The following is an 18497-nucleotide window of genomic DNA, read 5'->3' on the forward strand; positions in this document are numbered from 1 at the left end:
TACAATCAAAATAGCCCAAAATGTCGAAAACAAAATAAGCCCTTTGTTCACTACCGAAGTAATAAAACAAAGAGCTTATCGGATTTACTCAAATCAGGCAATTATTTTGTTATAAGCAAACAGCAAAACAGGAATTATTTGTCATCTCCGGTAAGACGTAAAACATCCCTGATTTCTTCTTCATCCATGTCAAGAATGATTGCCAGTTCCTCTACACTGAATTTTGAATTTTCGTCATCTTCATCCTCTGTAAGTTCGCGGACTGCTGATTCCAGCTTTTCTACTTTTGCCACCAGATAATCATCTTCAAATTTTCTCTGGGTCTGTTCTTCAATAGCGTTACGGATTCCTGCACGGATACGGCCGAGAAGCCATGTCTCATCCTTCTGTGCAGGTTCTTCCTCTCCCAGAGCCATCAGAAGGCTTATATTTGCCTCCTGGATCAGATCAGCAATGAAAATCTCCTCACAGTTCATTTCGACTGCCATTTCGGCCGCTGAGCGCAGATATTTCTGTGAAAGTTCCGCCTGCGCCAATGCATCGCCCTGAGAGAGCAATGCAAAGAGCTCTTCCGCACCTCTTTCTCCCTGTGCCTGTTCATCAAGACCTTCCAGATATTCTTTCAGATATGCCTCTTCTTCCGGGGTAAGAGGTACTTTCGTTTCCTCTTGTTCAGACGCAGCTTCCGTTTCTTCCTGATGTGCTGCTGCAATAGCTTCTGCACCTTCAATGGAAATTCCTTTTAATTTCAGATACTGCAGGATCTTAATCAGCTGTGATTTGTCCAGGTCCAGTTCTCCGAAACACTCTTTTATCTGTTCCGGCTTCAGTACCTTGCCGTTCTTTTCTCCAAGCTCACAGACTTCTGTAAGTTTCTGCTGAAATTTCTGTATATCCATATTTTCGATCTCCTTATTCTTAATATTCTCATGTTTTAAACATCGACCAGACAGTTCCGGGGATCCTTTACCTGCTGATCAGGCAGATAAAATATTTCGTTTCCCTGTTCGATCAAATCCATTCACAAATTATAACTATTCAATCCCTTCATAGCAGACTGCAAAATAGCTATTGTAAATTAAATATACAACAAAATATTTCCTCTGTAAAACAGAAAAAGTACCGTCTTAACCGGTACTTCTTCTGTGAATGCGGATAACAGGACTTGAACCTGCACGGGAAGCCCACTGGTACCTAAAACCAGCGCGTCTGCCAATTCCGCCATATCCGCATCTCATTATAAATATTTTATGCTTTTACTATTTCATAAAAGCATTCCGTAAGTTTCCGGTTTCAAAAATAACTTTACCGGTACCTCCGAAAAATAAAATAGCGGAAACCTATGATTAAGATTTCCGCTAATGAAGCATCGGGGATTCGAACCCCGGACAACTTGATTAAAAGTCAAGTGCTCTACCGACTGAGCTAATGCTCCATATTAAGACTGGGCTAGCTGGATTCGAACCAGCGAATGCAGCAGTCAAAGTGCTGTGCCTTACCGCTTGGCGATAGCCCAAAGGCGAAGGGTGGATACAGGGATTCGAACCCTGGGCCTCCAGAGCCACAATCTGGCGCGCTAACCAACTGCGCTATACCCACCACAGCGTGCCTGAAGGGATTCGAACCCCCGACCCACGGCTTAGAAGGCCGTTGCTCTATCCAGCTGAGCTACAGACACATCTCTCTGTGCATACAGAGAAGCGGGTGATGGGAATCGAACCCACGTATCTAGCTTGGAAGGCTAGTGTTCTACCATTGAACTACACCCGCATTTCGCTGAAACGGTAATGTTGTTGTTACAGCAGTCGGGGTGACAGGATTCGAACCTGCGGCCTCCTGGTCCCAAACCAGGCGCTCTAGCCAAACTGAGCCACACCCCGCTGTTTTTCTTTATTTATTTGTGCTTCGTTGTCCGACGCAAGACATATTATATGGTAACCCACCCTAAATGTCAACACTTTTTTTCAATTTTTTTTGATTTTTTTTGAAAAAGTGATTTTTCAAGGTCAAAAAAATTCCGCAAAGCCAGTAAAATCAAGGGTTTTCGGGGTTTTAACTTTTTTGAAAAAAGTTGAGATTTTTTTATAAAAAATGGGTTTTCGGAGTGGTTTTTATAATTTTTTGTAAAAAAATATTTTATTTACACAATAAAAAAATCTTAATTTTTTTTACTTTTTTTCTCATATTTTTTCTGAGTCAAAATAAAATATCGTTTTATTTGTACTACTTTTTTTATTTTTCATTTTAAATATTTTGATTTAGAACAGAAAAAGCCCAATTACGGTCAACTAAAATTTAGAGGATTCTTGACCTAATCTTAGAAAAATGTAATTACAGTCATATAATAACGCGGAAACTTTTGACTTAAACTTAGAAAAATACAATTACAATCAATTAAACATGAAAATTTGTTGATCTGAAACAGAGAAATTACAATAACAGTCAATTAGAAATAGAAGTATTCTTGACCTAAAATACAGAAAACAGAAATATGATCAACGTATAAAGCAATTATAGTTGACTATATTGAATAAACTTCCCAATTCCGGTCAATTTACATATACATATTTATTTTTCAACTTATCATTTCATATTTTTCCTTAATTTTGTTTAGAAAATAAGGTTACCGCAATCTTATATGCAGTAACCTCGCAAAAATCCATGCTCAAATAGTTTTATTATAGATACCTGATCTCTACCTGAGGCGCTTTCCCCTGTTCCAGCTCCATAACCGCATAGCTCGGCATGCGGCCGCGCTGGCGTGGATAGGTAAGACTTCCGGGATTGATCACGAGAATTCCGTCCTCTTCTTCGATCACAGGCATATGCGTATGGCCGTACATGGCGATCTGACAGTTATCTTCTCTGGCTTTCTCCACAAGTCTGTCATGATTTCTGGACACAAAATAATAGTGTCCATGTGTGACAAGCATCTTATGTCCTTCCAGTGTAATTTCCTCTTCATGTGAAAGATCTGTAAAAAAGTCATTGTTCCCTGCAACAATGATGCATGGGCACTCTGCCAGGGATTCAATAAAAATTTCTCTGCCTTCCACATCTCCACAATGGATCAGATAATCAAAAGGAGCCTCCCTAAGTACTGCCTCTTCCAGATTCTCATCTCGTCCATGAGTATCGCTGACAATCAGTACCTTCATTGCAGTTCTTCCTTTATGGCACGTAATGCCTTGCCTCTGTGACTGATCTTATTCTTTTCTTCCATAGAAAGTTCGGCTGATGTGCATCCATACTCCGGCAGATAGAAAATCGGATCATAACCAAAGCCGTTCTCACCCTTCTCTTCGTAGCCAATACGGCCTTCCATTGTTCCACGTACTGTTTTTACACTTCCGTCCGGAAAAGCGGCTGCAACAGCGCATACGAACCTTGCAGTGCGTTTCTCGTCCGGCACACCATTCAGGCGTTCGATCAGATTTGCATTTTTGATGCGGTAGGAGGTGTCCTCACCCATATAACGTGCAGAATAGATTCCAGGTTCTTTATTCAGATAATCAATCTCAAGACCGGAATCATCCGCCAACGTGATCTCTCCTGTCATTTCACAGATGGTTTTTGCCTTGATCGTGGCATTTTCCTCAAATGTAGAACCATCTTCTACGATATCAGCATGAATCCCTGCTTCTTTCATGGAAACAACCTCTACATCCATATCTGCAAGGATTTCGCGGATTTCTTTCATTTTATCCTGATTTCCAGTGGCAAAAATTATTTTTTTCATAATTTCTATTATGTCCTCTGTTTTACAAATTTTATGTTGTTACATTTTCCTGTGCCAGAATTTTATCTGCTGTTTATTTCTGGTTTTTCTTCGGTGGACGCGGTCCAAGGAACTGATAATAATAGGTTTTCAACATTCCGTTATAAATTTTACGGTTCTTGTCTGCTTTTCTTCCAATATCGTTCTCTGCTTTATCATAAGATGTGATCAGATACATAGACCATTTGTCCAGTCTTGCATAGCTTTCCCCGATTTCTCTGTAAAGCTGTGCCAGATTTTCTTTCTCTTCCAGTCGTTCCCCGTATGGCGGATTTGTAATAATAAATCCGTATGGTTTCGGATGGCGGAGATCTTTTACCGGGCGCTGCTGGAAATGGATCAGCTTGTCTACTCCTGCCATCTTTGCATTTGCACGGGCAGCTTTCAGTGCCTCCGGATCAATGTCAAAGCCCTGGATATCTGTATCAATGTTAAGGTTTACTCTGTCCTGTGCTTCTTCATTGGCATCATACCAGCATTTACGTGGAACCAGATGCTTCCAGTCCTCTGCAAGGAAAGAACGATTCATTCCAGGTGCAATATCCGCTGCCATCATAGCCGCCTCGATCGGGAAAGTACCGCTGCCACAGAACGGATCCACCAGGATTCTGTCTTTGTTCCATGGAGTGAGCATGATCAGTGCAGAAGCCAGTGTCTCTGTGATCGGTGCCTTTACAGTCATCTTACGGTAACCTCTCTTGTGCAGAGAAACTCCTGATGTATCAATACCGATAGTTGCCACATCTTTCATAAATGCCACACGGATCGGGAAACTTGCACCGTCTTCCTCAAACCAGGATACCCCGTATACGCCCTTCAGACGCTCTACAATGGCTTTTTTCATAATAGACTGAATATCTGACGGGCTGAACAGTTTACTCTTCACAGAATTGGCTTTAGCCACCCAGAATTTGCCGTCTTTCGGAATATAATTCTCCCACGGAAGGGCTTTGGTCTTCTCAAAGAGTTCGTCAAAGGTTTCTGCCTTCACTTCTGCTACTTTCAGCAGGATTCGTTCTGTAGAACGAAGGAATACATTCGCATCTGCGATTCCCTGGGCATCTGCCTCAAAAGTTACTTTGCCGTCCTCTACCTTGGTGATCTCATATCCCAGATCAAGGATCTCTCGTTTCAGTACTGCTTCCATGCCAAAATGGCAGGGTGCGATCAGTTCAAATTTTTCCATTCTTTATCCTCTCTAATTATATACAGTGATATGCCAGAACTACTGCTGTTCCAACATATGGACAATATCCAGACACTTTCCTTTCAGGTGGATCTCAACACCCCACTGTCTGTTCTTACCTGAATATCTTTCCTTCTTTTTAAAGGTCAATACTCTTTACGATATTTCCTTCAAAGTCCTTAATCGTAAACACACCATCCTCAAAAATTGCATACGTAGGCGGGTTTCCCTCTTTCGGGATAGATACAGAGCCTGGATTCAGGATCACATAGCCTTCTTTCCGCTCTGCTCTGAGCACATGAGTATGGCCATGGATCAGAATATCTCCTTCCTGGATTGGCGGCAGATTGTTTTCATTATAGACATGTCCATGTGTGGCATAGAAAGTTCTTCCATCCAGATTTAAGATGCAGTAATCTGCCATTACAGGAAACTGCAGTACCATCTGATCCACTTCTGCTTCGCAGTTTCCACGTACCGCATAAATTTCTTTCTTCTTCTCATTGAGCATGGCGATAACTTCCTTCGGTGCATATTCCTTAGGAAGATCATTTCTCGGTCCATGATAAAGCAGATCGCCCAGCAGTACCAGGCGTTCTGCCTTTTCTTCTTTATAAGCATCCAGCGTCTTTCTGCAATAATATGCAGAACCATGGATATCTGACGCAAACATATATTTCATGATTTTGTGTCTCCTTTTTTATAGTTTGTATTTTAGTAACTATTCAGCAGTCTACTGTGAAGATACTGAACAGTTACGTTTTTTGTTGTCATTTGCATGCCGCCTTTTCTCTTACATCACGCAGTTTCCCGGTGCTGTATGAAACATAGCTGTGTCTCGTATTGCATTCCACAATATTTTTCAGCATTGCAGGATCTGTTTCTGTTATCAGAACCAGAAAAATCTGCCTGTAAACAGCTATATACACCTTATCATGCTTATGGCGAAATTACAAGATTTCTTCCCCGATATGCTTCAAAACCGCCGATCACTGACCGGGTGCGGTATCCAAGTTTTGCAAGCTGACGTGCAAGGCGCAGGCTTGCCCCGCCTCTGTCACAGTAAAGTACCAGTGTTTTCCCCCTGGGAAATGAAGTATACTCGTCAATCTCTGCGTATGGCATATTCACTGCTCCTTTTACATGGCTGTGTACATAGGATTCTCTTTCGCGCAGATCTATGATCAATGCGTCCCTGCGGTCCACATAATAATCCAGCATTTTTGCAGAAATCGTTTCCACCGGAAACATGGCAGACTCCTTTTTGTTATATCATATGTAAAAAAATATAAATTGCCAGCGGAATGAATCCGCTGGCAGAAAAAACTTAATATTCGTTTTCCTCTGAAGTATAAGACTGAGAAGTTTTATTTTTCATCTTATTTTTTGTCTTATCTTTGTAATCTGTCTCGTTCTTGCTTCTCAGATTATCGGTATGGTTCATTTCATTTCCATAGGCATTTTTGCTGGATGTCTCTGTGTAATTTTTGCTGTTTCTGCTTTCAGATTCGTAATTTTTTGCCATTATTTTATTCCTCCTGATGCATTTTGTACGCCCACACCTTCTGAAAGTCCCAGAAGAATTCAGGCACTTTTGCAACGCACTTCATTACTGAATGTGCTTCACATTGACTATTATCCCAAAAACACGGGGGAATATTCATCAAAATATGTTGCTTTTTTCACCAAGCTATATTATAATCATACCTGTAAAAAGAATTTACCCTTCAAAAATTTTTTTTACATAAACCCCTTATTTAATTATTTATACTCCCCTCGAAAGTCCCGGCAGCTCCCCTGTCGGGGCTTTCATTTTGTATTTATACGGGTTTGCAGGTTTGGGAATAGCTCCTATTTTGTTAATATTTTCGTAACATTTATATTTGTACCCAAATTTTACCCAAGATTGCTTCTAAGGCTTTTTCCATTTCTCCCGGCATAGTCGTTCCAAACTTTGTCAAAAAATAAAAAGCCCTCGGTTTTCCAAGAGCTTTCTATTCTTCTTAAAATAATGTCGCCAGTTTATCCATCTCTTCTGCTTTTTTGTCAGGAAGAACATGTGAGTATATATCCAATGTCATAGTGATAGATGTATGCCCCAATATCTCCTGCATAACTTTGGGCGGTATTCCCTGTTCCAATCCGCGAGTAGCAAATGTATGACGTAATGAATGAGGATGATATATTTTCATCTCATGTCCGTCCTCCCGAATTTCCTGAATAATCTTCTTCATATCTGTATGAAGTGCTGTACCCGTAATGCAACGTCCAAATCGTCCTGTAAACACCAAATTTTCAAGTCCTGCCTGTGGCTTCCACTTATCTCCCAATAACATTCTCATTCTCAACTGTTCTTTTCTATGAATTTTTAATGTTTCCATAACATAGTCCAGTATTGGAATATCTCTTCGCCCTGAAGTTGTTTTGGGTTCATCAATTATGTATTTTTCAGTTGCTCTGGGAATATACTTCAACGTACCTTTCACATGAATTACTTTATTTTCAAAGTCAATATCATTCCACTGTAATGCCTGTAATTCGCCCGGACGCATTCCTGTTCCCAATGCTACTGCATAAACTCCATAATACGGACTATTCTTCGAATATCTCAGAAATAATTTCTGTTCCTCCAAAGACATAGCACTTATTTGTCGTTTTCTCTTTTCTTTTTTAATAGATGTATTTGCCACTGGATTTCGTAATACCATACCGTTTTTCACAGCCTGTCTGTACATTCCATTCAATATCACTTTAGTCAGGTTAATTGTCGTTCTACTATATTTTTCTGCCATATCATTAAAAAGTTTCTGCACATGCTCTCCTCTGATATCTTTTAATTTTCTTTTTCCAAAAACTTCCTTGATATGAGATCTATACTCATCCTGATAAAGTTTATACGTTCCATACTTTACCGTATTTTTCTTATATTCCTGTAACCAGGTATGAAACCAGGTATCTACTGTTACATTTGTTTCCTTTGCATACAAGCCATGTTCTACTTCATAACGTTTATCCGCCATTTCACTTTGTAAAATCTTTAAATTTGTATTATACAAAGTATAGTCCTGTCCTTTATAGGTAAATCTGCCTTCATAACGTCCATCCTTTCTTTGGCGAATACCTTTAGGTAGTGGTTTACCCTTAATATCTACACTCATTTTCATTCCTCCGATACTGTAAATGCCCTCCAGATTGTGTCCGGAGAGCATTTTTATTTCATTAATCCATATCTGTCATATTCGCAAAGTATTTATCAAGTTTTGGTAAATATATCAAAACCCGTCTGCCAATCTCTATTCTTGCCCCCGCACGCCGTGCTATTTTGTCCGCGGTGTATTGACCGCATCCTAAAAGTTTAGGCAATTCTTTACGACTTACGCATACAGCTTTTGCAGTAGTTTCATCATTTGAATCGTTTACCATAATCTCTTCCTCCTATTCGTTATATACTTGGCATGAAAATAATGTATAAGGGTTTAAGATAACATTACGGTTTCATTCCACAGTTTTTTTCCATTTTATGTAACTGCATAATGCATCTAGCATTATTACATAATGACGTTTTTTCATGAATTTTTTTCCTCTTTTATCGCAATCTTCATCCAATAGTGCTTTTTCATCCAAATCATCTATTATTTTTCTCCATGAGACAAAATGACCATAATATTTAATCATCCCCTGTACTAATGCCTCTTTTGTAATATATACCCTGTTATTTGTCCAGACACATCTGTCTAACTGTCCCGGAACATACTCGAGCACACTTGCGACAGCTGTTATATATTTATCATTCCCAGTCAGCATTTTGTAAACATCCACGGCATAATCAATATCACATTCTCTTTGCAGCTCTCCCTGTTGAATCATACAATTTTTCTTTATCGCATCATCCAAAGCCTTAGCTTCTGTCACATCAGAGGAACCCATACACATATATTGTCTGAAAAGTTCTTCTGTTAATCTGATAAATATTCCATGATGATATGTACGTGTATCATAGTTTACTCCCTCTATGTTTAGGTTTTGTTCCATATATTCACGGATTCTTTTTTTCACAGAATCATAATTTTTCATCAGGCTTTCCAGAAACAATGTTGCTAATCCACTCATATAATCCGATGACAACAAGCCAATTTTTCGTTTCAATTCTTTCAATTCTTCAGAATTTTTCCTCGGAATTTTTATCTGCAATATTCTGTCTTTACAACTAAAAATTCCCATTTTCTCCATAGTTTCACCAGTAACAAAAATATTTGCAGAATTTCTATGTACTCCTATGTGGCGAACCCATGAATCCAGTTTTTCTTGCTGTCTGGCTGCTACATCGGATGCTCTGGCTTCATGCAAATCATCTACCAGAAAATTTTGTCCGGGAATCTTATCTATCATGGCAATAATACTACTATTGCGTCTGTGATCTCTAAAAGACACCTCCTGCTTTTCAGAGTCATCAAGCCATAAAGCATACTTTCTTGCCATGCTGGTTTTCAAATGTCCCGATGGTCCTACCAACGATATAGCAAAATCCGGCTTAATTCCCATATCATCTATATCGTTCATATCACATAAAATAGGTTTTACCACCCCAAACAAAGCACCATAAAACAACATTTCTGACACTCCCGGAAAAAAATTTATGTAATTTTTTAATGATAATTGCCAGTCCGAACAACTCACATTATTGCGCAATGAAATACCTGCCTCGTTAATAACAGATATTCCCTGCTCCAGTGCATGGCTCATAAATATATTCTCACCAAAGCTGTAAATGTCAGAACCTTTATAGTGATATAATCCCTGGTCAACTTGTACAATATTTTCTATCTGCTTTTTATTAAGCTGGGCTACATCCTGTTGCAATTTATACTGCAAAATCTTTTTTTGCTTGGCTGATAATGCACAGTCAGGAATATTCCACATATCAAAATATGATATTTGACATAAATTATCTATTTCCTTTATTTCTGTTTCTGTGCCATCTATTTTCCGAACCATAATTTCATATGTCATTTTTGTTGTTCTGTCAGGCAACCGGATATGTCTCTTAATTCCAATTACCCTTGGTTCAAAATTTGCAATCAGGTTTTCGTCCGCATATAAACCTTCATTTTCCCTGAAATATATCTTCATCTCCCATTGCCCCCTCTCCACTGACCATTATTTTCCATCATCCCCAACTGCTTACACTTTCCATTACGCTTTATCACTTTATTTGCACATTTCTTTACTTCCTTTTGTACATTCTTTTTCTTAATATATCTATCAAACATACCGCCAGCAATTCCCATATCTCTTATTATTTCCATAATAGAAATTATTTTTCTATTTGTCTCCTTGATATTTTGATTCAAGCAATCCTCCATTTGCTTAATCCTGTTCTTCTGTTTTTTCACACTGTCTTTCAGATCAATAATAATATCATCCTGTTTTTCCAGTCTTTTTTCCAGCAAATCAATTTTTCCAACCAAATTTGTAAAGGCTTGTCTGCTGTATATACTCTCTGCATTTTTCTGTTGAACAAACATGTCTGAATCATCAACTGTTGTGTCTTGTATATCATCTTGGATAATTCCAGCTAAATTCATTTTCTGATTGTAGTTTTGGCATTGTGATACTTCCATTAAATCTTGTCTCTTCTGAAACTCTTCAAAAAATTTTTCTACAAATTTATCTCTTTCTTTTTTCTTCATTATTATATTGCTCCTTTCGTTACATCTTTAATAGATTTTTTATATGTCCATAATATCCTTTTCAAAATGATATGTCAGGAAACAAAATGTGCCTTATTTTCCAATAAAAATTAGGGCTTTATCCCATCCGTTTATCATCACAGATGTATAAAGCCCTAATTTTCCCACATTTATCAATAGGTAACACTTTGTGCCTTTTTATTTTTTATTTTTCTCAGGATCAGGAACATTTTCAACCTTTTGTCCCTCTTTTGCACCTAAATTCCAAGCCTCAATTAATTCTCGCCAATCTTCCAACGTCTCACCCGTATGATTATGTATTAAATCCAGATAACACCAATCCTTTTCTCGTTTGTCGTTCAAAAAAACTCCCCCCTCTCTCAAAAGCAATAGGCAAAGTTCCTCTTTAATTCCCAATCCTACACAAAGTCCCATTAAATTTGAAGGCTTTATATTTTTACGTTTACCTGATTGATAATTTTTTATAGTAGTACTACTTAACCCTGAACGCGCTGCCAGTTCTTCGATTGTTATATGCGCCACTTCCTCTCTGAGATATTTAAGTAACTCTGGAAAGTCTTTTGTTTCTATCTCGTCCATAATTTTATTGTTTGTTCTTCTTTGCTTTCTAACCTTCATGTACTCATCTTGTTTCTCTTCTAAAGTCTGATTATTTTTATTTTCACCATAATTATAGAACATCAAATAATCATCTTCTGAAACATCCCTGTTCAAATAACACTGTCCATAAAAATCATTTCTATCCATTAATTCAAAAGATGATTCCCAGCCAAAAATCAAACAACACTCATCAACATGATCTCTACCATAATCCGTTAAATCGTACCCTGTGACATTATTATTCTCATCCCTTACTTCCTCCACATACATATTATCATTACAACACACTACATAGCCTAAATAAATAAATTCCTCCGATTCGAGTAGCTCTTTTAAATGTTGATTTTGGTTACACAATTTTTCCAGATTTTTTTTATCAATCAAAAATGTTTGTTTTCTCTCAATCACTTTCCTTTTAAACGAAAACGGAAAATGATAGCACTTATTTATGTATATCCATGTTCCTAAAGCCTCTGTAAAGCCTAACTCAACAGCTCTTTGCTTAGCCGCAAGTTTCGGCACTCCAAATACTCTGGCTGTTTCTCCAATTGCTTTCTCCCATACATCTGCTTTCCAAGAGTGCTTACTTGGTATATTTAATGCTTTTTGATACTTATTTTCGAGAATCTTCCGGAATAAATTTCTAGGCATTGCAAATTTCATTCCAATTGTATTTGCCTGCCACTCTGCAATCCATATCGCTTTATCAATATCAGATAAATTCTCTGAATATTTTTTAGGTTTACTGTCACAATTCAGCACGGATTTACCTGTAAGTAAGTTTAATATTGCAACAAAGCTACGATGTGCCATCCAATGCACAATTTCATGTGCAATTGTCAGAATGTCATTTCCCATAGTTTCTAAAAAAAAACATTTATCATTAAGAACAACAGTACCTGGATTTATTATTTTTTCTTTATCTACATTATCCATTTTATATTTTTCAAAATACATTCTTCCCATTATATTGTCTGGCAGTTCAATTTCTGCAATTTGCATCTCCCATCCTCGCAAAAGTGTCCGATACGGCAATTTACAAGAATCATACGAAGGTTCTATAATTCCTAAATATTTCCAAAGGTCTTCTGCCAGTTCTTCCATATCCTCTTCTTCCATTTGGGGAATCGCAAATTCTTGAAAAACAGTTCCTTGTGGAAAAGCTTCAGCAGTCTTATATTCTTTCATATCAACATATTCAAATGTCAGTTCTGGTTTAATGTCCGCGTTTAAAAGCAGTGCGAGATATTTTGCTTCTAATCGGTCTGCTTTATTATTTCTTACATCTACCAACATACATATGTAAATATCTACATTATTCGCCCTTATAGGAACACAGCCAACTGATTCTATTTCAAGCTTTTCTATATCTTCATCCAACACTAAACTGCCATTCTTATTACTTAAAAACTTTTTCACCTGATTTATTAAATATCCTGAATAATTTTCTTTTATATAGCTTTTGAAATTATCATATTTCATTGCAGTCTCTCCTTCGTATTATAATATTTCAACATAATTTGATTTTAACACATCCACCTTCAAAAACAATTATTCTGTTTTTAATCATTAAAAATATAATAACTTCAATAATATTTAGCAGAAAGGTGGGAACATTCCCACCTTTCCACCAAAAATAATGCATTTACTCATCACAAAAGCAAATGCATTATTTTCTTATCTATTGCAGATATACTCTTCAATATCTTCTTTTACAAATAACCACTTTCCTCCCACCCAATGTCCTGGAATGACATCTTCATGAACCAACTTCAGTGCTGTATTTTTTCCAATTTGAAGAACTGTTTGTAATTCTTTCAATGTCAATGTATCAGGTATATTATCAAGCATTTTGTATACCTCCAATTATAATTGTTTTAGAAGAATGTTTAATAATATTCGGTCCATTACGGTTTATCTTAGTTTATTCAGTACCATTTAAGCACTACACAACTTATATATCTGGTTTTTACATTGAACACTCTTGCTTCAGTTCCCGTTTATACTTGTAATAACTTCCTTTAGATATACCAATAAGTTTTATACACTCTTTATCTGACAGAGTTCCAGAAAAATCCCGGCTATACTTCTGTATCAATCGCTTTGAATCCACTGATTTTTTAGTAACCAGCTTAGTTCCCCGTGTCAGCCCAATCTGCTTTCCATTCAATCGGGCAGTTTCTATTCCTTCACGAGTTCTCTGATGCAAATCAGCAACTTCTTTTTCTGACTGCTCAAATGCAAGCTGAATCTGTTTTCTGGCAAGATTCAACATATAGCCATTGACTGCATTCAATATTCCAGACATAAGTTCGTCTGATGCCAGATCACCTGTCTTTATATTTACAGATAGTTGATTATTCATCGCCTGTTGGTAAGTACTGGTATTAATATGCGGCTCCTTTAGAAATACCAGTGATACACCCCGGTTATATAGTTCTTCATATGTTTTATAACCATCCTGCGAAGTACGGCTCATTCTTGATACCGAATCAAACACCAATGTATCACCCTCAGAAACCTTTCTGAGAAGTTTTTCAAATTCTTTTCGTTCATGTATCTTGGTTCCAGTGTATATTTCTCGCACAATAACCGCATCCGGATACACTGTCCTGATGTTTCTGACCTGTCTCTCCAGATTTTGTCTGGGAGTAGAAATTCTACAATATCCATAAATCATTTTCAAAATCCTCCAAGAAAAAGGGCAGAACCTCAGAATATTCCAAAGTTCTGCCCTAAAAGCCTACTTATATTATGTCTCTTACCAATATTTTTTCACGTAACCAACAGCCTCTTCTTCGGATAAAGAAAATTCTTTCATGAGATTCTTAACCGTTACATCCTGACTTGCATTAAAGTTCTTACACGTTCTGATATTTGCACGAATACCATCAAGCCTTCCAATCTGCACGCCTTCCTGTCTTAGTTCTTCCAATGCATTACACATATTAATCTGACCTCCTTTTTGTTCCGATTCCAAAGCATGGTCAATCAGTTTCTGTGACTCTGTAATTGCGCCTATCACAAGACCAAGTTCCGCTGACATCACCCGATCTTTATATACCATATTAATCTTTTGATAATCACGCGCATAAATAGATCTGCTGACATCAAATACCGTATTTACATCCGGGTTACAAAATTTAAGGGATTCGCTGGCTCTTACTTGAATGAGATTCATTTTGTAATCAACTACCAGAGGTTTCAGTTTCTCCGGGATTTCCAACATATCCTTTAAAGAAAATGGTCCATCCCATTCACGTTCGCCATAGTATACACAAAGGCTGATTACCGGATGCAGACGGTCTGTTTTCCTAAAATTTGACAGGAACTCATCTGACGACTGAAAATTTTTATCGTTCCTGTTCTGTACTGCAATCTCATCATATTCCTTCATGTATGTAAAAGCATCCCCAACCATATGACGCAATGGCATTGCATAATGTATCTTTGCCTGATTTTCCAGACCCCATATCACGAAGTCTACGCCATACGCTGTTTTCTTCACAACGTCCAGAATCTTCTGTACTGTTTCCGCATGTCCATTAAATTTCAGCATTGATGAAACATCTGTATCAACTTCAGTAAGATCATCCGGCTTCAATACCTGTTCACCATCAAACAACGCTGCATTAAACAGATCTGCAAAATGATTATTGTCTCTCCAAAAGGTCTTTAGTATGGTATCCGGTTTTATTTTGTTCTTTTCCACCGTTTTTGACACCTCCTCTTGTCTGTTGTTATTATCAATATACCATAATCTATATTCTATTTCTATTAAAACAAAATGTAAAATTCTTAAAAATTTGGAAAATGCTACCAAAAGAGCCCTCTACAAAAAAAGTATCAAAAGTTGAGCATCTACATATATTCCAGATATTATTTTTCCGGTCTATATCTGACGCTCGTTTCTTTTGATACTTTTCATAATTCTACAATAAAACGTATGCCCCTTAATTATTGCTTACTGTTTTAATCATTTACCCGATTCCTCTTCTGAGTTTTCGTAAACCATCTCATTCTCTACTTCTGTTGCCATGTCCATACTCAGTCTGCTTTTAATCGTTTCGTCCGTACTGAGTGCTCTCTGGAACTCGGTCTTTATCGGAGCATACTTCAAAGCCTGTTTGATAACCGTTTTCTTCGCCATTTCCTCATAATTGCTCTTCCATGGTGAATAGTCGGAATCAAAAGCCTTGGAATATGTTTTTGCGTAAATATCCATGTCATTCTTGGACATTACTGAGAATCCATATCCACCATTTACCGTTTTAAAGATTCCATAGAAATAAATCAAATCTCCTCTGTCCGAGAACGCTGGTCTATGTCTTAATTTTGCATCCAACCCGTATTCATAGAAGAACTCATCATTTTCATAAACCGCCTGTGCCTGTATGGTCTGCATTTGTCCATTACGATAGGCAAGGTCAATCAATCCCTTATATCCTATCTGAAACTGGCATTCCAGTTTTCCATGATTCTTATATGGAATCAGATATGCCTGTCCCAGCGGTGTATTCGGTTCCAGTCCGAGCTGTGCTGAATTTAATAAAGCCGCCAGAAATGACATTGGCGTACACGCCTGCAACTGCGGTGTATTATTCAGTGCTGATAATGCAATCCTTGTAAAGCGTTCCGGTGACATCACACTTGGAAGTGCCTTTTTGATTTCCGGCATCATCACTTTTACCATATCCGGAATTGTCATATTTTTTGTCAGTTTAACTTCCTCATCTTTCTTAGCTGGCTGTGCCTGCGCCTGTGCTGCCAGTTCCTCTTTCAAGCTAATCTGTTTTGCTGCCATTTCCTAATCCCCCTTCCTATGCTACACGGTTTACTGTAAATCTTCTCGTACTGCTTTTATTTACATATGCCTCATAAATCTCTGGTTTCTCAGCTTTCAGCTTTTTGCTGTCCAGACGTGATGAACTGTAAGAAGTCCAGCTAACCTGGTACTTTTCTGTCAGTGCCTTTGAAGCGTCCTGCATTTCCAGTTTTATCTTCTGGTCAATAGTGTTTTTCTCATTCTCCATTTTTTCAATCAATCCCACCAGTTCCTCACGACGGCTCAGTAATCCGTTATATCCATGCAGTTCCACAACTTTTTCCTTATCTGCTTTAAAATACATCTTCGCAATCTGCTCAGAACAGTTTTTAGTTCCATCCGGATCAGGCATGACATGTGCCATCACATGTTCTTTCCAGAAACGTTCCTCTATGATAATCAGGTTCTGAATCATTTCTTCATCCCTGTCTATCTTATGAACGATAAAATCTTTTCCAAAGACTACCGCCGCGACATACCAGCAGTCAAAACCACTGACCGCCAGATAATGCTGTACCTGCATCTGATAATGAAGTGGTATCTGTCCCTCTGACCATTTATCTGAAGAATACGGAGAAACAGTCTTGCACTCTAATCCGGCTTTCTGCCCTACAATCAAACGGTCAAAATCCGCCAGCATAATCGGATGTTCTTCGTTCTGAAAAATCGCATTCGCCCTGCGTACCTTGAAACCTGTTTCTTCCATAAATCTCTGCGCCACATATTCTTCCAGATCTCTTCCCTGACGCATAGCTTCATTATCTTTTTCTTCAATTTCATCTGTGATTTTATCCTGATAGACCTGAAATGCTGATACATACGGATTTAATCCGCAGATCGCACCTGCATCTGTACCCGTAATCCCTGTTTTGCGGTATTTCAGCCATTCCTTTTTCTCTAATCTATTTGTCCCAATCAGTCGTTTCATATCAAAATTTCCTTTCTATTGAAATCATTTCTTAGTATTTAAATTCTTAAACTGCCTCGTAAAGTCCATATCCTTCCAGCTCATCAAGCTCATGTTCGACATAATTATCTAATTCATCGAATGAAGAATCCTTAATTCCAAGCCATTTTTCATACAGACCTTCCAGGATTCCGGTTCCCATATTGAGAAGATTCAAAAGAGCCACGTCGCTAAGCTGTGTGGATTTTTCCAGCAGAATCTCATATAAAGATGAGAATGTCTCAATCTTATACGCGTCTGCAATCAAATCAGTGGAACTCTCATTCAGCAGATTCTGTCTGTAATCTTTAAACTCTCCATAAATACGCTTAATAACTTCCTGTTTTAATTCTTCCTGAACTTTTTGTTTCATTATGTCTGCCTCCTCTTACGAAAAAATATGGGAACTTCCTTTTTCATTCAGAAGTTCCCATTTTTGAAATCATGCTGCTTTTACAATCTGATATGCCCGGTCAATCATCGGGTTGCCGTCCATTGTTCTCATAAACAGATTTTCCTTATAGTTTGCTGTGCGTCTCAGTGGTTCATTATGCGTAGCAAAATCTGATACTGCATTAATAAAACGGTAAGCATTGTTTCCACCCACATCCTGTAAATCCGGTGCATCATAATATCTTGCTCGCAGATCATCTCGCAGCTTCTTTACATTCTTTGCCGTTACCAGACTGGTAGTCTTTTCTAACGGAAGAAGCAGTTCAATATATTCCTTCACCTGTCTTTCGGATAATTTCTGGCGTTTCAGTTCTTCAAACTCTTTTCCGAGCTTACTCATATAATTCTCTGCCATAAATAAAGTTTCCTGCGCTTCATGAATTTTGCCTTTGATATTTCCGGTATGTACCATAGCCCAGGAACGCTTTGCTGTACTCAGCGCCAGATTCAATGTATTATTACACACTACACGAATCGGAGTCACTGCAACCCTCACTGCCGCACTTCCATCATGGCTGTTACTGAACACCAGATACGGAGAAATCTGTTCACCGGAAATGATATACTCTTTCGGGAGTCTTGCCAGAAGCCAGACTTTCTTACCCTCCTGTAAACTACCCGCAGTTTCATAACGGACTCCTTTACCCAGAAGTGCATCTGTAAATGAAAATGCCTCTTCATTCTGTACGATTTTGTAGCGTTCGGTCACAACGCCCAATACTTTATTATCTGTATTTCTGACATTTGCACGATAGCCCTCAATCTTAATACCGGAGTCTGTATATACCTCTCTCTGATAAACTTTCCAGTCCAATCCTGCCAGTCTTAACGCATCCTTTGATTCCGGTGCTTCCCGTACCTGTACACCAAGTCCATGCCACGGCTTTGTTCTTGTGTAAAACATAGATTCTACATTTGCTGCCATAATTATTTTCCTCCCTTTCGACTGATGATCTCATTCCAGATCACAACTACTGTTGATAAAACCGCCATAATAA

19 protein-coding genes and 7 tRNA genes are annotated in these 18497 nt (G+C 38.1%); all 26 read right to left on the minus strand.

The window, feature by feature from the left end; genetic code table 11:
* Nucleotides 1–134: 134 nt before the first annotated feature.
* The 26 genes from KQI87_RS16110 to KQI87_RS16235 all read right to left on the minus strand — a co-directional run bounded on the left by KQI87_RS16110 (nucleotide 135) and on the right by KQI87_RS16235 (nucleotide 18424).
* A complete protein-coding gene (locus tag KQI87_RS16110; protein ID WP_216460986.1) occupies nucleotides 135–899 on the minus strand; it encodes a hypothetical protein in 765 nt (254 codons plus the stop codon).
* A gap of 251 nt (nucleotides 900–1150) precedes the next feature.
* Nucleotides 1151–1231: transfer RNA gene (locus KQI87_RS16115), tRNA-Leu, on the minus strand.
* Nucleotides 1232–1362: 131 nt separating this feature from the next.
* Nucleotides 1363–1435, minus strand: a tRNA-Lys gene (locus tag KQI87_RS16120).
* A 9-nt stretch (nucleotides 1436–1444) separates the two neighbouring features.
* A tRNA-Gln gene (locus KQI87_RS16125) sits at nucleotides 1445–1516 on the minus strand.
* 9 nt (nucleotides 1517–1525) lie between these two features.
* Nucleotides 1526–1599 (minus strand) — tRNA-His (locus KQI87_RS16130).
* Nucleotides 1600–1604: 5 nt separating this feature from the next.
* A tRNA-Arg gene (locus KQI87_RS16135) sits at nucleotides 1605–1678 on the minus strand.
* Nucleotides 1679–1699: 21 nt separating this feature from the next.
* Nucleotides 1700–1770, minus strand: a tRNA-Gly gene (locus KQI87_RS16140).
* A 35-nt stretch (nucleotides 1771–1805) separates the two neighbouring features.
* A tRNA-Pro gene (locus KQI87_RS16145) sits at nucleotides 1806–1880 on the minus strand.
* A gap of 798 nt (nucleotides 1881–2678) precedes the next feature.
* On the minus strand, nucleotides 2679–3158 hold the full coding sequence (locus KQI87_RS16150; protein WP_216460987.1) for a metallophosphoesterase family protein: 480 nt from the start codon (nucleotides 3156–3158) through the stop codon (nucleotides 2679–2681).
* Nucleotides 3155–3739: an XTP/dITP diphosphatase gene (locus KQI87_RS16155; protein WP_216460988.1), complete on the minus strand. Its 585-nt coding sequence runs from the start codon at nucleotides 3737–3739 to the stop codon at nucleotides 3155–3157. The genes KQI87_RS16150 and KQI87_RS16155 overlap by 4 nt, the downstream gene beginning before the upstream one ends.
* A 73-nt stretch (nucleotides 3740–3812) precedes the next feature.
* On the minus strand, nucleotides 3813–4964 hold the full coding sequence (locus KQI87_RS16160) for a THUMP domain-containing class I SAM-dependent RNA methyltransferase (protein WP_216460989.1): 1152 nt from the start codon (nucleotides 4962–4964) through the stop codon (nucleotides 3813–3815).
* A gap of 139 nt (nucleotides 4965–5103) precedes the next feature.
* Nucleotides 5104–5646: a phosphodiesterase gene (yfcE, locus tag KQI87_RS16165; RefSeq protein WP_216460990.1), complete on the minus strand. Its 543-nt coding sequence runs from the start codon at nucleotides 5644–5646 to the stop codon at nucleotides 5104–5106.
* A gap of 257 nt (nucleotides 5647–5903) precedes the next feature.
* Entirely contained in the window at nucleotides 5904–6215 is a 312-nt protein-coding gene (locus KQI87_RS16170; protein ID WP_216460991.1) for a rhodanese-like domain-containing protein, read from the minus strand.
* A 76-nt stretch (nucleotides 6216–6291) separates the two neighbouring features.
* Nucleotides 6292–6489: a hypothetical protein gene (locus KQI87_RS16175; RefSeq protein ID WP_216460992.1), complete on the minus strand. Its 198-nt coding sequence runs from the start codon at nucleotides 6487–6489 to the stop codon at nucleotides 6292–6294.
* Between the two features lie 478 nt (nucleotides 6490–6967).
* Nucleotides 6968–8122: a tyrosine-type recombinase/integrase gene (locus KQI87_RS16180; protein WP_216460993.1), complete on the minus strand. Its 1155-nt coding sequence runs from the start codon at nucleotides 8120–8122 to the stop codon at nucleotides 6968–6970.
* Nucleotides 8123–8183: 61 nt separating this feature from the next.
* Complete coding sequence (locus tag KQI87_RS16185) at nucleotides 8184–8387, minus strand: hypothetical protein (protein WP_216460994.1); 204 nt, start codon at nucleotides 8385–8387, stop codon at nucleotides 8184–8186.
* A gap of 72 nt (nucleotides 8388–8459) precedes the next feature.
* The gene (locus KQI87_RS16190) at nucleotides 8460–10094 is read right to left on the minus strand and encodes a hypothetical protein (protein ID WP_216460995.1); all 1635 of its coding nucleotides are present in this window, start codon (nucleotides 10092–10094) and stop codon (nucleotides 8460–8462) included.
* Complete coding sequence (locus KQI87_RS16195) at nucleotides 10091–10654, minus strand: hypothetical protein (RefSeq protein WP_216460996.1); 564 nt, start codon at nucleotides 10652–10654, stop codon at nucleotides 10091–10093. Before KQI87_RS16195 ends, KQI87_RS16190 begins: the two co-directional genes overlap by 4 nt.
* 198 nt (nucleotides 10655–10852) lie before the next feature.
* Nucleotides 10853–12757: a helix-turn-helix domain-containing protein gene (locus KQI87_RS16200; protein WP_216460997.1), complete on the minus strand. Its 1905-nt coding sequence runs from the start codon at nucleotides 12755–12757 to the stop codon at nucleotides 10853–10855.
* A 195-nt stretch (nucleotides 12758–12952) separates the two neighbouring features.
* Entirely contained in the window at nucleotides 12953–13126 is a 174-nt protein-coding gene (locus tag KQI87_RS16205; RefSeq protein WP_216460998.1) for a helix-turn-helix domain-containing protein, read from the minus strand.
* A gap of 118 nt (nucleotides 13127–13244) precedes the next feature.
* A complete protein-coding gene (locus KQI87_RS16210; protein ID WP_216460999.1) occupies nucleotides 13245–13955 on the minus strand; it encodes a recombinase family protein in 711 nt (236 codons plus the stop codon).
* 81 nt (nucleotides 13956–14036) lie between these two features.
* Nucleotides 14037–14987 (minus strand): hypothetical protein, encoded by a 951-nt coding sequence (locus tag KQI87_RS16215; RefSeq protein WP_330655934.1) that lies wholly within the window; start codon nucleotides 14985–14987, stop codon nucleotides 14037–14039.
* Between the two features lie 264 nt (nucleotides 14988–15251).
* Nucleotides 15252–16079, minus strand: coding sequence for a recombinase RecT (locus KQI87_RS16220; protein ID WP_216461001.1), 828 nt, complete (start codon nucleotides 16077–16079; stop codon nucleotides 15252–15254).
* Between the two features lie 16 nt (nucleotides 16080–16095).
* Nucleotides 16096–17028: a YqaJ viral recombinase family nuclease gene (locus tag KQI87_RS16225; protein ID WP_216461002.1), complete on the minus strand. Its 933-nt coding sequence runs from the start codon at nucleotides 17026–17028 to the stop codon at nucleotides 16096–16098.
* Between the two features lie 46 nt (nucleotides 17029–17074).
* Nucleotides 17075–17419, minus strand: coding sequence for a DUF3848 domain-containing protein (locus tag KQI87_RS16230; protein WP_216461003.1), 345 nt, complete (start codon nucleotides 17417–17419; stop codon nucleotides 17075–17077).
* A gap of 69 nt (nucleotides 17420–17488) precedes the next feature.
* Nucleotides 17489–18424, minus strand: a complete 936-nt coding sequence (locus KQI87_RS16235) for a DUF932 domain-containing protein (protein WP_216461004.1) — start codon at nucleotides 18422–18424, stop codon at nucleotides 17489–17491.
* Nucleotides 18425–18497 lie beyond the last annotated feature (73 nt).

Origin of the sequence: Blautia sp. MSJ-9 (genome assembly GCF_018919065.1) — a bacterium.
GTDB lineage: Bacteria > Bacillota > Clostridia > Lachnospirales > Lachnospiraceae > Blautia_A.

Bases quoted from the DNA above. Each gene is read 5' to 3' on its own strand.
- KQI87_RS16110 (WP_216460986.1), bottom strand. From the start codon at position 899: ATGGATATACAGAAATTTCAGCAGAAACTTACAGAAGTCTGTGAGCTT.
- KQI87_RS16150 (WP_216460987.1), bottom strand. From the start codon at position 3,158: ATGAAGGTACTGATTGTCAGCGATACTCATGGACGAGATGAGAATCTG.
- KQI87_RS16155 (WP_216460988.1), bottom strand. From the start codon at position 3,739: ATGAAAAAAATAATTTTTGCCACTGGAAATCAGGATAAAATGAAAGAA.
- KQI87_RS16160 (WP_216460989.1), bottom strand. From the start codon at position 4,964: ATGGAAAAATTTGAACTGATCGCACCCTGCCATTTTGGCATGGAAGCA.
- yfcE (WP_216460990.1), bottom strand. From the start codon at position 5,646: ATGAAATATATGTTTGCGTCAGATATCCATGGTTCTGCATATTATTGC.
- KQI87_RS16170 (WP_216460991.1), bottom strand. From the start codon at position 6,215: ATGTTTCCGGTGGAAACGATTTCTGCAAAAATGCTGGATTATTATGTG.
- KQI87_RS16175 (WP_216460992.1), bottom strand. From the start codon at position 6,489: ATGGCAAAAAATTACGAATCTGAAAGCAGAAACAGCAAAAATTACACA.
- KQI87_RS16180 (WP_216460993.1), bottom strand. From the start codon at position 8,122: ATGAGTGTAGATATTAAGGGTAAACCACTACCTAAAGGTATTCGCCAA.
- KQI87_RS16185 (WP_216460994.1), bottom strand. From the start codon at position 8,387: ATGGTAAACGATTCAAATGATGAAACTACTGCAAAAGCTGTATGCGTA.
- KQI87_RS16190 (WP_216460995.1), bottom strand. From the start codon at position 10,094: ATGAAGATATATTTCAGGGAAAATGAAGGTTTATATGCGGACGAAAAC.
- KQI87_RS16195 (WP_216460996.1), bottom strand. From the start codon at position 10,654: ATGAAGAAAAAAGAAAGAGATAAATTTGTAGAAAAATTTTTTGAAGAG.
- KQI87_RS16200 (WP_216460997.1), bottom strand. From the start codon at position 12,757: ATGAAATATGATAATTTCAAAAGCTATATAAAAGAAAATTATTCAGGA.
- KQI87_RS16205 (WP_216460998.1), bottom strand. From the start codon at position 13,126: ATGCTTGATAATATACCTGATACATTGACATTGAAAGAATTACAAACA.
- KQI87_RS16210 (WP_216460999.1), bottom strand. From the start codon at position 13,955: ATGATTTATGGATATTGTAGAATTTCTACTCCCAGACAAAATCTGGAG.
- KQI87_RS16220 (WP_216461001.1), bottom strand. From the start codon at position 16,079: ATGGCAGCAAAACAGATTAGCTTGAAAGAGGAACTGGCAGCACAGGCG.
- KQI87_RS16225 (WP_216461002.1), bottom strand. From the start codon at position 17,028: ATGAAACGACTGATTGGGACAAATAGATTAGAGAAAAAGGAATGGCTG.
- KQI87_RS16230 (WP_216461003.1), bottom strand. From the start codon at position 17,419: ATGAAACAAAAAGTTCAGGAAGAATTAAAACAGGAAGTTATTAAGCGT.
- KQI87_RS16235 (WP_216461004.1), bottom strand. From the start codon at position 18,424: ATGGCAGCAAATGTAGAATCTATGTTTTACACAAGAACAAAGCCGTGG.